Genomic DNA, 15371 nt, shown 5'->3' on the forward strand with positions numbered 1-15371 from the left:
CAGGAAGCAGTCGTTGCCCACTCTGGTGGCCGCGCCCTCGGTGGTGGCGCGGTTGAGCGTGGCGAACTCGCGGATCATCGTGCGGTCGCCGATCACCAGGTAGGTGGTCTGTCCGTGGAATTTCAGGTCCTGGCTGTCGGTGCCAAGCGAGGCGCCTTTCCAGACCTGGCAGTCCTTGCCGATTGTCGTGTTCTTGTAGATATAGACATTCGGCCCGATCCTGGTGCCGGCCGCGATCTTGACGCCGGGACCGATAATGCTGTACGGGCCTACCTCGACATCCGACGCCAGTTCGGCCCCGGAGTCGATAATGGCGGTCGAGTGAATAGCCAACTTTCTTAATTCCTTTCCGATCACAAACCCCGCTGGTCCTGCAAGGGGTCTCGCTCCACCACCATCGCCGTCAACTCCGCCTCCGCCACCAGTTCATCCTCCACGTAACAGCAACCCTTCATCTTGCAGATCGAGTGCCTGTACTTGATCATTTCCACCTCCAGCCTGAGCTGATCGCCGGGGAACACTGGCTTGCGGAACTTGATCTTGTCCAGGCTCATGAAATACATCACCTTGGTTTCGGGATTCGGCACGCTGTTCATCAGCAGCATCCCGCCCGCCTGGCCCATCGCCTCGACAATCAAAACGCCGGGCATGATCGGGTGGCCGGGGAAATGACCCTGGAAGAACGGCTCGTTGATCGAGACGTTTTTGATCCCCACAACCCGCTTCTCGGCCTCGAACTCCAGAATCCGGTCGACCATCAGGAACGGATAGCGGTGCGGGATCTTGTCCATGATGTCGTTGATTCCCATCAGCGGCTTAACCGCTGGTGCGCCGACGTAATCGGCCAAATCATCCTGCAAGGGAACCCTGACGTGACCGCCGTTATTGTCCAGGTGATCGCGGATCTTTCGCACCAGATTGACGTTGGAGGGGTGGCCGCTCTTGAAACTGATGATATGGGCTCGCATCGGCATGCCGAGCAACTGGATATCGCCCAGCAGGTCGAGAATCTTGTGCCGGACAGGCTCCTTTGGGCTGCGCAGCGGACCGGGATTGAGAATCCGGTCCTCATCGAACACAACCGCGTTTTCCAGGCTCCCGCCCTTGATCAGGCCCCGGTTCTTCAGCTCCTCGACCTCGTTGAGGAAGCTGTAAGTGCGGGCCTCGGCGATCATGTTGCGAAAGTTTTCTCCGGTAATATCGAGGCTTTCGAACTGACAGCCCACCAGCGGGTTGTTGTATTCGATATGGAAGCTGATTTTGAGCTTGTCGTTGGGCAGGACCAGGAAATGAACGCCGTTTTCCTCGTAGCTCAGCGGCTCGGTGAGCACTGCTTCCCTGCGCTCCGCACTCTGCTGAACCAGCCCGGCTTCGTCGATTCCCTTCACGAACGGCAGGGAACTGCCGTCCAGGGCGGGAATTTCGTTGCCCTCGATTTCCACGAGCACGTTATCGACCCCGGTGCCGGCAAGGGCCGCCAGCAGATGCTCGACCGTGTGTATCCTGACCCGGTCCTTGCCGATAGTGGTCCCGCGCTGGACACTTTCCACGCAGTCGACAATCGCCGGGATGCGGGTTCGCTCGGGCAGGTCGATTCTTTCAAAAATGACGCCGGTATTTTCTTCGGCCGGTTTCAGCGTAATTTTCGTTTGCTCACCGGTATGCAAACCAATGCCCGAAAAACTTACCGGACGGGCGATGGTATTCTGTTTCATCTCTTCTCCAAAGTATTCGTTCCCATCCTCCGCTACTCCACCCACGGGACAGCCAGGGACGTTACCGATTATCTTCAAGTTTCTTGACCCGCTCGAGCAGTTCCTTGAACTGCTTTAACAACTTCGGGACCCGGCTGAGTGAAGCCTGCACCCGCAGGGACTCGGCATGCGGCCGCGCGGGATAGCCGGAAATTTCTGAAGCTTCCGGAGCGGACTTGGTTACTCCGGCCTGAGCGCCGATCTTGACCCGGTCGCCGATCGTGAGGTGCCCGCCGATACCCGCCTGGCCGGCCATGATCACGCTGCTGCCGATCTTGGTCGAGCCGCTGATCCCAACCTGGGCTATCACCATCGAATTATCACCGATTTCGACGTTGTGGGCGATGTGGACCAGATTGTCGCATTTGACGCCGTTGCCGATTCTGGTCGGCGAGAGCGTGCCCCGGTCGATAGTGGTGTTGGCTCCGATCTCGACATCATCACCAATAACGACTCCTGAGACCTGGGGAATTTTCTGCTGCACCCCGCGGTTGTCGCAGACGAACCCGAACCCGTCGCCGCCGAGCACGCAGCCGCTCTGCAGAAGGCAGCGCTTGCCCACTTTGACTTCTTGCAGGACGATAGCGCCGGGCATCAGCCTGGTTTTCTCGCCGATCTCCGCGCGCTCGCCCACGTAGGAGCGGGCCTGCAGGATAACGTCATCGCCGATTTTCGCCCCGGCGCCCACCACGGCCAGCGGTCCGATAAAGACGCGCTCGCCTATCCGGGCCGAGGGATCCACAACCGCGGTGGGATGCACCGCTGGAATGAAATCGTTGTTCTGCGGGTGGAATAACTCGACTGTGAGCAGAAAGGTCAGGTAGGGATTCGGAACGAGCAGAAAATTCTTGTCTTTTGGCACTGCCCCGTTGCCCTCGCCCACAATCACCGCAGCAGCCTTCGTGGAGGCGATACGATTGTGGTAGCGCCGGTTGGCAACGAACGAAATATCGCCATCCTCCGCTTCTTCCAGACCGGCCACGCCGGTGATCAGTACGTCCGGGTCGCCCTGGACCTCGCCGTTCACCTTGCCGGCAATCTCTCCCAAACTGTATTTAGTCAACGTTGACCCCTGATTTAACGCGTACGCTGGGTTTCAATGTTTAGCGCCTCCATCACCTGCTCGGTGTAATTATAGTCCTGATCGATATATAACAGGGCTGATGCATCGAGCATCACAGAAAGTTCCAACGTCGTACTGACTTCACTGATGGTGGCGTGCAGTTTCTCCAGAATCGATTGTGTCAACTCAGCGTTACGCCGGTTTAATACTCCGTCTTTGCCATAGATCCTGTGGTAATACGCAAGCAGCTCTTTCTTTTTCCCGTCCAGAATTCCGCTCAAACGCGCGAAATCTCCGGCGAGCGGCAGGGTGTCCAGCGCCGTGCTGTCCTGATTCGGCGCAGGCTGGGACTGCGCTCGCATGGCCATGGAGTCTTTCAACGCCTGCAACTGGGTATCCAGGGCAGTGACAGAATCCAGGTAGACCTGCATTTCCTGCTGTCTGCTCTGGAAGCGCTGCTCCCAGATGACTGTTTCCTGGTCCAGAATTTTCTGGACCTCCGCCCGCGCCGGCATCTGCCGCAGCACCTCCTGGTCGGAAACAAAGCCCAGTCTGGTCAGTTGCGCGCTCAGTGTGGAAACTGTCAATGATGCAATTAATAAAAATACTAATTTAGTTCTCATAATGAAAGGATTTTTTCCCGGTCATTAGCGTCGCGGAGCGGTGGACGTGGACACATCCACACCGGCTTTCAGAATCTCCAGCACCTGCTCGGTTACGTCAAGCGAATCCCGGGCATAGAGCAGTCCCTGGGCGTTGAAAATCATGGCGTAAGTCTCCCGTTCGCCCAGGATTTCGATCGCCCGGTTGATCTTGGCGTAAATCGGCTTCCAGAGCTCGGTCTGCCTCTGCTCCGCCTTGCCGCCCTCGGCGAACACGTCCTGGTAGAACTTCACGGCTTCCTGCCGCTTGGAGAGAATCTCTTCCTGTTTCTCCCGTTTTTTCTCCGGGCTGAACAGCATGGCCCGCTGCTCGAACTCTTCCTGCAGCGTGCCGATCTGCTGCTCATACTCGTTCAGCTGGGTCTGCCAGCTTTGCAGTTCACTTTCATAAGTACGGCTGGCGTCGTCATGCTCGGGAAAGTTCTGCATCAGACGCTCAACCTGCACGAAGCCGATTTTGAGATCCTGCGCCGTTGCAAGCGACGCCATACCCATCACGGCTGTCAGAATGAAAGCCAGAATACGCAAGGTAATACCTCCATCAATAGTGAAGATTTCCGTCTTCATGTTAAGTGGTTGTCCGCCTGCATCGGCACACGGACGCGCCAATTTAGTCAATAACGCTGTTGGGTTCAACACTTATGCTCAATAAAACCGTCCGAAACGGAAATGAGGCATCCATTTTCCCGGCGCCGGCGTGCCGTCGGGGTTCGTCTGGTCGAAACCGTAACCCATCTCCAGGCCCAGCGGTCCCATCGGTGTTTCGAGCCGCACACCGAAACCTGCGCTGCGGCGAAGTTTGCTCAAGTTGGCGTCGCCCAGCTCCCGCCAGACATTGCCCGCCTCGGCAAACAGGACGCCATAGACCTGATCGGTAATCTTGATCTCCTCCTCGGCGGTGATAGTGAAATAGGCCCGTCCCCGCCTGTACAACAGTCCGCCCACTCCCACCGAGCGGTCCTCGTAACCCCGGAAGTGGATATCCGTATCGCGTCCGTAGCCGGTACCGCCGAGGATGTAAGTTTCGCGGTAATCCAGGATCGGGCTTTGCGAGCCGCCGAACGGCCCGACCGTGCCCAGGTTCATTTTCAGCCCCAGCACTAAATTATCAAGGACAGTCGGGGTATACCACGACGATTCCAGCTCGTATTTCTGGAAACCGATATTGCCGCCCATCGGGCCGCCGCTGTACTCGGCGGTAATACTGTGACGGCTGCCGCTTTGGGGATGCTGGAAATTCAGCCTGCTATCGCGGGCCAGAGTCAGGCTGATCTTGCTCGATGTCTGGGGGTAATCGTGGACATTCGCGCCGGTGTAGAGCGCCACCAGCGTGCTGTCGCCGCGGATATCGATCGACATCAGCGAGTAGCCGATATAGATGCGCGTGTAGTCCAGTCCGGGCAGGGGGAATCCGAACCGGTTGAAGAATCCCTTGTAGCGGTCCTGGAACGGGTCGTTGCGCAGCTTGCGCCGCATGTTGAACACGCCGACGTCGAACGAAACCCGCGAATCGAGAAAATAGGGGTCGGAGTAATTGAGGTCGATATTGGTCATCCTGGTGCCGAACTCGAAACGCAGCTGAACCGACTTGCCCCGCCCGAACAGGTTGCTCTGGGTCAGGTCCAGGAAGCCGGTCATCCCGTATCCTCCGCCGAAACCCGCGCCGAAATTAGCGCTGCCGGTACGCCTCTCCTTGACCTTGAACAGCAGGTCGACCTCGTTGGTCTCCTCGATCGGCCGGGGTTCGATCCCGATATCCGGCTCGAAAAAGCCCGAGTTGACCAGGCTCTGGTAGCTCATTTTAACCAGTGGTTGACGGAACAGGTCGCCGGGGTAGAGGTTGATCCGGCGGCGGATGACGTCCTCGAACGTACTCTCGTTGCCCTGGATGATAATTTTACGGACCGTGGCCGGCTCACCCTCGCGGATTACCAGCGTGAGGTTTATCAGACTGTCCTCGTACTCCTGCATCGGCTGGGGCTGCATGTAGATATAGCCCTCATCCCCGTATATTTCCCGCACCTTGTCCATGCTGTCATCGAACTTTTCCTGGTTGAACACCGATCCCTGTTCAAGCTGGAAGGCCCTCATGATCACTTCATCGGGGAAATGCGCGTTGCCGGTGACAGTGATACTGCCCACGAAATACTGCTGGCCCTCGTCGACCGTGATATCGATAGTCACATCGCGGCTGTCCTGTTTGAACTTCATCTCGTGGCCCAGCACCTGCATGTTGAGGAAGCCGCTGTTGGCATAAAACTGGGGCAGCTTTTCGGTGAGGTCCTTCTGGAATTTTTCCTCGTCGTATCCGCCGGTGCGCCAGAACAGGAGCCGGCTTTTAGACTTGGTCGCCAACGCGCCGCGCAACTGGTCATCGGGGAAATGCGCGTTGCCGCTGAACGCGATCCCCCTGATCCTGATCTTCCGGCCCTCGTCGATGTCAAGCGTTATCTCGATCCGGCCGGTGGCGGCTGCTGTATCGGTAACCGCTTCAACCTGAGTGTTGTGATACCCTTTCTTGCGGTATAGCTCAACGATCCTGTTGAGCGACTGCTGAAGCTTGGACGGAGAATAGAGACCGCCTATCCTCAAATCGAGTTCCGGCTTGATATCGGAATCCTTGAGCTTTTCGTTGCCCTCCAGCTCCAGCCGGGAGACAATCGGAGCCTCCTCGACCCTGATCACAATCCGGATACCGTCTGGAATATCATCCGCCAGGATCTCCACATTGCTGTATAGCTCGGTCTGCCAGAGGTTGTGCATGGCCCGCCTGATCGCGAACACGGTGTAATCATCGCCCACGTTCAGTTGCGCGGCGCTGAAGATACGCCGCCTGGACACCCGGTCGTTGCCCTCGACCACCACATCGGCGATTACCTGGCCGCCCTGCTCCTGCACAGGCTGCGGAGACTGTGCTGGCCGCGCAGCCGGAAACTGGGCCGCGACATAGGTCAGGCCCGTTCCCGCCAGCATGATTAACACTATCGCCAGAACTTTCATCCGGCTCGATCGATCAGTTTTCAATTCATCCAACCGCAACACGCCTCCGGTTGTACTCTTGCAGCTGATTTATACCTTCATCTATCAGTCGGCCCCGATATCCGCGGCATCAACCCGGATAGTCGGGGCCGGAACCAGAACGCACCGCTTCGGGACAAATTCTCCCGTCACGCGCAAGGTTACCAAGGATAGAGCAGCACCTGTGAACTACTTCTTCTCTCCCGCCTCTACTTTAGCCTTGCCGGACTTGGGCTTTTCGACCGTGAAGTTCAGCCCGTCTTCCGCGCTGGCGCTGACTTTAATCAGGTCCCCGGTCTTGAATTCATTACTGAGGAATTTCTCGCTGAGCGAATCCTCCAGATAGCGCTGCACCGCCCGGCGAAGCGGCCGGGCACCGTACTCCTGGTTGTAGCCTTTCTCTGCCAGGAACTTCTTGGCCGACTTGTCCAGTTTGAGATCGAAGCCGCGGTCCTGAATCCGTAACCGGAGCTCGTCGACAAAGATATCCACGATGCTGATGATGTGTTCGAGAGTGAGCTGGTGGAACACGATAATCTCATCAACACGGTTGATAAACTCGGGGTTGAACACCTTGTTGATCTCGCCCTTGATCTTATCGGCGATATGGTCGTAATTCGCTTCCACATCGTTCCGGGCGCGGAAACCCATCGAGCTGCCCTTGATCTCGCGGGCGCCGACGTTGCTGGTCATGATCACGACCGTGTTTTTGAAGTTGATCTTGCGGCCGTAGTTGTCCGTCAGCGTCCCGTCGTCGAGGATCTGCAGCAGGATATTGAATATCTCCGGATGGGCCTTCTCGATCTCATCAAACAGGACCACCGAATACGGCTTCTGCCGGACTTCCTTGGTCAACGAACCGCTGTCCTCGTAACCCACGTAGCCCGGAGGGGCGCCCAGCAGGCGGCTGACCGAGAATTTCTCCATGTACTCGCTCATGTCCACCTGGATCAGCGCGTTCTTATCCGCGAACAGGAACTCGGCCAGCGCGCGGGCCAGCTCGGTCTTACCCACCCCGGTGGGACCGCTGAAAACGAACGATCCGATCGGCCGCTTGGGGTCCTTGAGCCCGGCGCGGGCGCGACGGATCGCGCGGCTGATCGACTCGACAGCCTCGCTCTGGCCCACTATCCGCTTGCACAGCTCGTCCTCCATCTTGAGCAGTCGCGAGGTCTCGTTCTCGCTCAGCCGGACAACCGGGATTCCGGTCCAGCGGCTGACGATGTAGGCCACGTCCTCTTCTTCGAGGGTGACCGCGTAATCGCCCTGCTCGTCCTGCTGGTTGGTCATCTCCTCGATCCGGCTTTTCAGCTCGTGCTCCTTGTCGCGCAGCTTGGCCGCGGTCTCGTATTCCTGGTCGTTGATCGCATGCTCTTTCTCGGCAACCACTTTCTTGTGCTCTTCCTCGAGCTGGATCACTTCTTTCGGCGGCACCTGGGAGGCCAGGCTCTTGCGCGCGGCGGCCTCGTCCAGCACGTCGATCGCCTTGTCCGGCAGGAAACGGTCGGTGATATAGCGCTCGCTGAGTTTCACCGCCGCCACCATCGCGTCGCTGCTGATCGTGATCTTGTGGTGGCCCTCGTAGCTGGCCCGCAGGCCCTCGATAATCTGGATCGTCTCCTCGATCGACGGCGGCTCGACCATCACGGTCTGGAAGCGGCGCTCGAACGCTCCGTCCTTCTCGATATACTTGCGGTACTCGTTGAGCGTGGTGGCGCCCACGCACTGCAGCTCCCCGCGGGCCAGCGCCGGCTTCAGCATGTTGCTGGCGTCGATTGCCCCCTCGGCCGCGCCGGCGCCGATCAGGGTATGGAGCTCGTCGATAAAGAGGATCACGTTGCTGTTTTTCTGGATCTCGCTGATCACGCCTTTCAGGCGCTCTTCGAACTGGCCGCGATACTTGGTGCCGGCGATAATGGCGGCCATGTCCAGGGCCAGCACGCGGAAATTGCGCATGGACGGCGGGATGTCGTTCGTAGTGATCCGCTGGGCCAGGCCCTCGACAATCGCGGTCTTGCCCACGCCCGGCTCGCCGATCAGCACGGGGTTGTTCTTTTTGCGGCGCGAGAGGATTTCGATCACCCGCTCGATCTCGTTTTCCCGTCCAATAGTGGGATCGAGCTTGTCCTCGCGGGCCAGTTCGGTGAGGTCGCGGCAGAAATGATCGAGCGCCGGTGTCTTGGTCTTTTTACTGCTCTTGGGTTCGTCGTCCGCGGAAGCTCCGCCCGGAGCGTCGTCCGCGGCCGCCGAGGCCTCGAAACTCTCGCCGCCCAGCAATTTGAGCGTTTCCTGCCGGACGATATCGGCATTGATCCCGAGGCTGCTCAGCACCTTGGCCGCCATCCCGCTGTCCTCGCGAAGCAGGCCCAGCAGAAGGTGCTCAGTGCCGACATAGCTGTGTTTCATCGCCCGGGCTTCTTCGATTGAGAACTCGAGCACGCGCTTGGCCACCGACGTATACGGCACATCGCCGATAGTCAGCGTGCTGCCGCCCGGCTTGACCATTTCCTCAACCTTGATCCTGATCGTATCCAGATCGAGTCCGATCTGGTTGAGCACGGCCGCGGCCACTCCCTCGCCTTCCCTGATCAGCCCGAGCAGGATATGCTCGCTGCCGATATAGTCGTGATGCAATCTCCCCGCCTCATCCCGGGCCAGACTGAGCACCTTCCTCACTCTTTCGGTGAATTTGTTGTTCATGATTGCCTGCCTTTTTGCGCTAGAGGTGCCTGATTAATTTTTCTCGAAACAGGACCTGATTTCCGTGGCCCGGTCGATATCCCGCTCCACCGGGTTGAGCTTCTTGCCGGCGGCCACGTCCAGATGCGCATCCTGACTGTAAATCAGAATCCGGTTGATAGTTGATACACTAAGGCCTTTTATAAGTTTCATGCTCACCCCGAGCCGCACGGCGCTGAGTAGATTCATCACTTCCTCGCCGCTGATCGTGCGCGCCCGTTCCAGAATACCATAAGCCCGCCAGACTTTATCCTGAATATAATGGCCGGCGTCCTTGAACAGCACCGAGCGGGCGTTCTGCTCGTGCTGGATTATCTGCGAAGTTATCCGTTCCAGGTGCTCGATCAACTCTTCCTCGCTCTTGCCGATCGTAACCTGGTTGGAGATCTGGAAGAAGTTGCCCAGCACCTCGCTGCCCTCGCCGTACAGCCCCCGGAACGTCAAGCCGATCTGGGTTATTCCGCGCAGCACCTTCTGGATCTCCTTGGTCAGCACCAGGCCGGGAAGGTGGATCAGCACGCTGGCCCGCAGGCCGGTGCCGGTGTTGGTCGGGCAGGATGTGAGGAAGCCGAACTTGGAGTGAAAATCGTACTCCAGGTTAGCGCCGATCAACGTTTCCAGCTTTTCGGCTTCCCGCCAGCACTGGCGAAGGTCGAAACCGCTGGCGATACTCTGGATGCGGAGATGGTCCTCCTCGTTGATCATCATCGAGACCCTGCTGGCCTCCCCCACCACCACGCTGGCCGCGTGCTTGGTATTGAGCAGGTCCTTGCTGATCAGGTGCTCCTCGATCATGTAATTACACTCATAGGCACGCAGGTCCTCGATATCGATCCGGGTCATGGTGTCGAGCAGCTTTTCCCGCTCGAGCAGCGCCAGGACCTCGTCGCGGATCTGGATTTCCTCGTCGCGCACCGAGCGCGAGGAGTAGCGGTAACCCTTGATATTACGCGCCAGACGGACGCGGGAGCTGAGTACTACGTCAGAACTCTCGCCCTCGCCGGTCAGCCAGCTTGGTATCTGGTATTTAATCGGCAACGCCATTTTCAGCCTTCCGGCAGTCTGCAATAAATTCCGGTTTCAGGAGACTTCCATCCGTTTTTCGATATTTTGGATCTCATCGCGAATTTCGGCCGCTTTTTCGTAATCCTCTCTTTTGACCGCATCACTGAGTTTTTTCTTCAATTCCCGGACCATCATCTGGTTGTTGAACGTCTGTCCCTCGGGTTTGGCGGTCCGGCGGCCGACATGGAAACTGCTGCCCTGGATCCGCCGCAGGAGCACGTCCACCTGCTTTTCGAACGTAAAATAGCACTGGGTGCAGCCGAGGCGGCCCGAACTCTTGATATCGTCCATCGTGCCGCGGCAGAACGGACAGATTTCCGCCGTGGCGCCGTCCTCTTCCTGAGCCAGCTCGTTTAGCACCTCGTTTTTAGCCTCCGGCGTGAACACGGACTGCTGCTGGCTGTCTAATTTAGGCCCTTTCATCCCCATTTTCTCGGCGCATTCCGGGCAAAGATTGTAGCTGACAACCTTGCCGTCCTTGACCTGGGTGAAATGAATTTTGGCCTCGCTGTCATTACATTTTTCGCACTTCATCGTTTCGGATCACCTCTGCATCAATTTATGTTTCCAGCTTACCCGCGCAAACCGGGATTTTCCAGCCGGTTGAGTCCCTCAGTTCCGGTAAAGTTTCCCATCTCTTAAAAGATAAGATTTTTCCGCCTCGGCCGCCAATGATTCATTGTGCGTAACCAGCACAAAGCCGGCTTTTCTGCTCTCGATACCACCGAAGAGCATCCGGGCCACCATCCGGCTGTTTTCGCTGTCCAGATTGCCCGTCGGCTCGTCGGCCAGCACGAAATCCGGCTGGTGGACCAGTGCGCGGGCCACGGCCACTCTCTGCTGCTCGCCCCCGGAGAGCTGGGCGGGGCGGTGGTGAAGGCGATCGCCAAGACCGAGTTCGGTCAGGATTTCCGCCGCCCGGCGGTTGGCCTCGGCCGGGTCGGCTCCCATGATCCGCAACGGCATGCCCGCGTTTTCCACCGCACTGAACTCGGCCAGCAGGTAATGGAACTGGAAAACAAACCCCAGCCTGTGGTTACGCACCTCGCTGCGACGGGCGTCGTCGAGGGCGAACATATCTTCGCCGCCCAGTTCGACAGTCCCGCCGCTGGGAACATCGAGCGCCCCCAGGATATGCAGCAGCGTGCTCTTACCCGCCCCGCTCGCCCCCAGGATCGCCACCGATTCACCGGAGCGCACCTCGAGATCGATTCCGCGCAGCACCTCCAGGGTTATCTCGCCGCTGGGGAAAACCTTGCGCACGCCGGCGGCGTTCAGACTCAGCTCACTCATGCCTGATCGCCTCCACCGGGGGCAGCGTAGCCGCCCGGAACGCCGGGTACAGGGTAGCCAGCAGGCTGATCGCCATGCTGGCCGCGCAGATTATCACGATATCCCCGGCCTGGATATTGACCGGGATACTGCTGATAAAGTAGACATCGCCCGGCACGCTGATCAGGTCGTAGGTGTTGAGCAGCACGCTCAGGCCCCAGCCGCAGGAGGCGCCCAGGGCCGTGCCCACCGTCCCGATAATCAGGCCGTTGAAGACGAATATCCGGCCCACGGCCCGGCTGGTGAGCCCCATCGAGCGCAGAATGCCGATCTCCCTGTTCTTGTCCATCACCAGCATGGTCAGCGTACTGACAATATTGCTGGCGGCCACCAGCACGATCAGGGTCAGGATGATAAACATCACCACTTTTTCGAGCTTGAGCGCCTCGAACAGGTTGCGGTTGTGGGAGATCCAGTCGGTTGCCGAATACGGGTATCCGCCCAGCACGTCAACCAGCTCATCGCGCATCTCCCGCGCCCGCTCGATATCCTCCAGCCGGACCTCGATCTTGTTGATCGCGTCGCGGTAGCCGAAAAAACTCTGGGCGTCAGCCAGCGAAACATAGAGGAACTGTGCGTCCACCTCGTACAACCCGGTTTCGAATATCCCGGTAACCCTGAACTTGCGCCAGGGCGCTGAAAGTCCGAACGGGGTTATCTTGATTCCCTTCGGCGCCCAGAGCGTTATCTCATCACCCACACCAACCCGCAAAATCTGGGCCATATAGCTGCCGATCACCGTGCCCGGATATTCCTTCTCCCCTTCGGTTTCCTCGTAATCGAAACTGAACGCGCCGCTGTAAATATAGTTGTCGATATCGACCACCTGGCGCTCCTGCTCCGGGATCACTCCCCGGACAAACGCACCGGTGTTTTCCCCGCCGCGGCCCACTACCATCCCCTCGGAGTAGATCAGCGGCGAGGCGTCAGCTACCCCGGGCGTATTCTCCACCAACGCCAGCAGGCTGTCGTAGCCGGTGATCGAGTCGTCGACATAGTTGAGCAGGGTCACGTGGGGCATGGTGCCCAGGATTTTCTCTTTCAGGTCGTCGTGGAACCCGTTGAGCACGGCCAGAATCACAATCAGGGCCATCACGCCCAGCAGCACCCCGCCGATCGAGATCAGGGTGAAGATCGAGGGTATCCGCGAGTTGCGCCTGCTGAACAGGTAGCGCAACCCGATAAAGAGCTCTACCCGCATCGGCTCACTCTTCCGCTCTTAGCTGGGGAAAGAGGATCACGTCCTTGATCGTATCCATCCCGGTAAACAGCATCACCAGCCTGTCGATCCCGATCCCGACCCCGCCGGTGGGCGGCAGTCCGTATTCCAGCGCGCGAAGGTAGTCCTCGTCCAGCACCTGGGCTTCCTCGTCGCCCTCGTCACGGAGCCGCATATGGGCCTCGAACCTCTCCCGCTGGTCGAGCGGGTCGTTAAGCTCGCTGAAAGCATTGGCAATCTCCATGCCGCCGATTATCAGCTCGAACCGCTCGGTCAGGCCCGGCTTGCTGCGATGGCGCTTGGCCAGGGGGCTGGTCTCCAGCGGGTAGTCGGTCACGAATGTCGGATTGATCAGGTCGGGTTCCACCAGCTCGCCGAACAACTCGTCGAGCAGCTTGCCCGCGCTCATCCCCGGCTTGATCTCGATACCATGTTTTTTGCACAGCGCGGCCAGCTGCTTTTTATCCAGCGGCAGGGCGATTTCTCCGCCCACTTTTTCCTCGATCAGCTCCAGCATACTCCTGCGCGGCCACGGCTTTTTCAGGTTGATATTCAATCCGCGCCAATAGAGCTCATTGGACTCAAGCTTTACGCCGGGAGTCGCGGCCGCGTCGACCAGCATATCCTCCACCAGGTCCATCATCTCGTGGTAATCGGCATAGGCCTGGTAGAACTCCAGCATGGTGAACTCGGGGTTGTGCGTCCGGTCGATACCCTCGTTGCGGAAATCCTTGCTGAACTCGTAGACCCGGTTCAGCCCGCCCACGATCAGGCGCTTGAGATAAAGCTCATTCGATATCCGCAGGTAGAGTTTGCGGTCCAGGGCGTTATGATCGGTGGTAAACGGACGAGCCGCGGCTCCGCCATAGATCGGCTGCAGCACCGGGGTGTCGACTTCGAGGTATTCCCGGTCATTGAGAAAACGCCTGATCCGGTCGATCACCGCCGCACGGATGCGGAACACCTCCTTGACTTCCGGGTTGACCACCAGGTCCACGTAACGCTGACGGTAGCGCAGCTCCTTGTCCCGGACCTCGTCGAATGTCACTTTCTCCCCGTCGACCACCTTCTCCTTGACCACGGGCATGGGGCGCAGGCTCTTGGCCAGCAGGACCAGAGATTTAACGTACAGGGTCACCTCGCCGGTGCGGGTGCGGAACATGTAACCCTCGACACCGACCAGATCGCCCAGGTCCAGCAGTTTCACGACCCGGTAAGGCTCCTCGCCCACCTCTTCCTTGCGGAGATAGAGTTGCAGCAGCCCGTGGCCGTCATCGAGATGGGCAAACGCCACCTTGCCCTTGCCGCGGAACGAGCGGATCCGGCCGGCGATTCTGGATTGCCTGCCGTTTTCGGGGTCATCACGGTCCCGGTAGCCCGAGATCAGTTCCGAGGATTTCGCGTTCGCCTCGAACGCATAGGGATACGGCTCGATACCGAGTTCGCGCAACTGATGCAGTTTTTCGATTCTGACCTGCCTTAGCTGGTGCCCCTCTTCCATTGCACTCCCCGCATTCCCGGTTTTTCAGCCTCAAACAGGCTTTTTTATTTCTCCATTTGGTACTGATTGCGGCCGCATTAATTGCCGCCGTACTTCTTCAGAAAGCCCTGGATAAACTGCTCGATATCCCCTTCCAGCACAGCCGGCGCGTTACCGGTTTCCACCCCGGTGCGGTGGTCCTTGACCAGCGTATATGGGTGAAGGACGTAGCTGCGGATCTGGCTGCCCCAGGCCACGTCCTTTTTGGTGTCCTCCAGCTTCTGCCTCTCGGCCTGTTGTTCCCGGCGGCGCAGGTCATACAGCCGCGCCTTGAGAATCTTCATGGCGGTAGCCCGGTTTTTCATCTGGCTGCGCTCGTTCTGGCATTGGGCCACAATGCCGGTGGGCAGGTGGGTGATGCGAACCGCGGAGTCGGTCTTGTTGACGTGCTGGCCGCCGGCACCGCTGGAGCGGTAAGTATCGATGCGCAGGTCCTTCTCATTGATCTCAATCTCAAGGTCATCCTCGGCTGCCGGGTAGACGAAAACGGAGGCAAAGGAGGTATGCCGGCGGGCATTGGCGTCGAAGGGCGAGATGCGCACCAGGCGGTGGACCCCCACCTCGGCCTTGAGATAGCCGTAGGCCCGTTCCCCCTTCACCTCAACGGTAACCTCCTTGATGCCGGCCTCCTCACCGGGCTGAAAGTCCAGGACCTGGTACTGGTAGCCGTTGCGTTCCATCCAGCGCAGGTACATGCGCTGGAGCATCTCGGCCCAGTCCTGGGATTCGGTGCCGCCGGCCCCCGGATGGATGGTGAGCAGCGCGTCCTTCTCGTCATCCGGTTCGCTGAGCAGATGCAGCACCTCCGCCTTGTCTAAAGCGGCCAGGTACCGCTCCAGGGCCACACCGGCCTCCTCGGATACGACACCGGCCCCTTCCTCCTGCACCAGCTCCAGGTGGATCTCCACCTCGTCGTGCAGCGAGGCCAGCTCCTCCCACATCTGCAGCTCCTTCTCCAGGCCGCTGATCTGCTTGAGAG

General features: G+C 58.9%; 13 protein-coding genes. All 13 read right to left on the reverse strand.

The genetic code is table 11. The features are described from left to right. Window positions 1–357: acyl-[acyl-carrier-protein]--UDP-N-acetylglucosamine O-acyltransferase (locus FVQ81_16755; protein ID MBW7998182.1), on the reverse strand; the 357-nt coding region annotated here is incomplete at its 3' end. Then, window positions 354–1715, reverse strand: coding sequence for a bifunctional UDP-3-O-[3-hydroxymyristoyl] N-acetylglucosamine deacetylase/3-hydroxyacyl-ACP dehydratase (locus FVQ81_16760; protein ID MBW7998183.1), 1362 nt, complete (start codon window positions 1713–1715; stop codon window positions 354–356). The genes FVQ81_16755 and FVQ81_16760, both read right to left, overlap by 4 nt. 61 nt (window positions 1716–1776) lie before the next feature. Next, entirely contained in the window at window positions 1777–2817 is a 1041-nt protein-coding gene (lpxD, locus tag FVQ81_16765; GenBank protein MBW7998184.1) for a UDP-3-O-(3-hydroxymyristoyl)glucosamine N-acyltransferase, read from the reverse strand. A 14-nt stretch (window positions 2818–2831) separates the two neighbouring features. Continuing rightward, window positions 2832–3440: an OmpH family outer membrane protein gene (locus FVQ81_16770; GenBank protein ID MBW7998185.1), complete on the reverse strand. Its 609-nt coding sequence runs from the start codon at window positions 3438–3440 to the stop codon at window positions 2832–2834. A 24-nt stretch (window positions 3441–3464) separates the two neighbouring features. Further along, the gene (locus tag FVQ81_16775; protein ID MBW7998186.1) at window positions 3465–4046 is read right to left on the reverse strand and encodes an OmpH family outer membrane protein; all 582 of its coding nucleotides are present in this window, start codon (window positions 4044–4046) and stop codon (window positions 3465–3467) included. Between the two features lie 78 nt (window positions 4047–4124). Beyond that, window positions 4125–6512, reverse strand: coding sequence for an outer membrane protein assembly factor BamA (gene bamA / locus FVQ81_16780; GenBank protein MBW7998187.1), 2388 nt, complete (start codon window positions 6510–6512; stop codon window positions 4125–4127). A gap of 174 nt (window positions 6513–6686) precedes the next feature. Continuing rightward, window positions 6687–9197 (reverse strand): ATP-dependent Clp protease ATP-binding subunit, encoded by a 2511-nt coding sequence (locus FVQ81_16785; protein ID MBW7998188.1) that lies wholly within the window; start codon window positions 9195–9197, stop codon window positions 6687–6689. Window positions 9198–9230: 33 nt separating this feature from the next. Continuing rightward, complete coding sequence (locus FVQ81_16790) at window positions 9231–10280, reverse strand: protein arginine kinase (protein MBW7998189.1); 1050 nt, start codon at window positions 10278–10280, stop codon at window positions 9231–9233. A 36-nt stretch (window positions 10281–10316) separates the two neighbouring features. Continuing rightward, complete coding sequence (locus FVQ81_16795; protein MBW7998190.1) at window positions 10317–10835, reverse strand: hypothetical protein; 519 nt, start codon at window positions 10833–10835, stop codon at window positions 10317–10319. A gap of 78 nt (window positions 10836–10913) precedes the next feature. Further along, window positions 10914–11594, reverse strand: a complete 681-nt coding sequence (locus FVQ81_16800; GenBank protein ID MBW7998191.1) for an ABC transporter ATP-binding protein — start codon at window positions 11592–11594, stop codon at window positions 10914–10916. Further along, window positions 11587–12834 (reverse strand): lipoprotein-releasing ABC transporter permease subunit, encoded by a 1248-nt coding sequence (locus tag FVQ81_16805; protein ID MBW7998192.1) that lies wholly within the window; start codon window positions 12832–12834, stop codon window positions 11587–11589. The genes FVQ81_16800 and FVQ81_16805 overlap by 8 nt, the downstream gene beginning before the upstream one ends. Window positions 12835–12838: 4 nt before the next feature. Beyond that, window positions 12839–14353 carry a lysine--tRNA ligase gene (gene lysS / locus FVQ81_16810; GenBank protein MBW7998193.1) on the reverse strand — a complete coding sequence of 505 codons (1515 nt, stop codon included), beginning with the start codon at window positions 14351–14353 and terminating at the stop codon, window positions 12839–12841. 77 nt (window positions 14354–14430) lie between these two features. Then, a partial coding sequence (locus FVQ81_16815; protein ID MBW7998194.1) for a peptide chain release factor 2 occupies window positions 14431–15371 on the reverse strand: 941 nt, incomplete at its 5' end.

The sequence above is a fragment of the Candidatus Glassbacteria bacterium genome (assembly GCA_019456185.1).
In the GTDB taxonomy this organism is placed as follows: domain Bacteria; phylum Gemmatimonadota; class Glassbacteria; order GWA2-58-10; family GWA2-58-10; genus JAJRTS01.

Coding starts and splice junctions, on each gene's coding strand:
- FVQ81_16760 (MBW7998183.1), bottom strand. CDS start 1,715: ATGAAACAGAATACCATCGCCCGTCCGGTAAGTTTTTCGGGCATTGGT.
- FVQ81_16770 (MBW7998185.1), bottom strand. CDS start 3,440: ATGAGAACTAAATTAGTATTTTTATTAATTGCATCATTGACAGTTTCC.
- FVQ81_16775 (MBW7998186.1), bottom strand. CDS start 4,046: ATGAAGACGGAAATCTTCACTATTGATGGAGGTATTACCTTGCGTATT.
- FVQ81_16785 (MBW7998188.1), bottom strand. CDS start 9,197: ATGAACAACAAATTCACCGAAAGAGTGAGGAAGGTGCTCAGTCTGGCC.
- FVQ81_16790 (MBW7998189.1), bottom strand. CDS start 10,280: ATGGCGTTGCCGATTAAATACCAGATACCAAGCTGGCTGACCGGCGAG.
- FVQ81_16795 (MBW7998190.1), bottom strand. CDS start 10,835: ATGAAGTGCGAAAAATGTAATGACAGCGAGGCCAAAATTCATTTCACC.
- FVQ81_16800 (MBW7998191.1), bottom strand. CDS start 11,594: ATGAGTGAGCTGAGTCTGAACGCCGCCGGCGTGCGCAAGGTTTTCCCC.
- FVQ81_16805 (MBW7998192.1), bottom strand. CDS start 12,834: ATGCGGGTAGAGCTCTTTATCGGGTTGCGCTACCTGTTCAGCAGGCGC.
- lysS (MBW7998193.1), bottom strand. CDS start 14,353: ATGGAAGAGGGGCACCAGCTAAGGCAGGTCAGAATCGAAAAACTGCAT.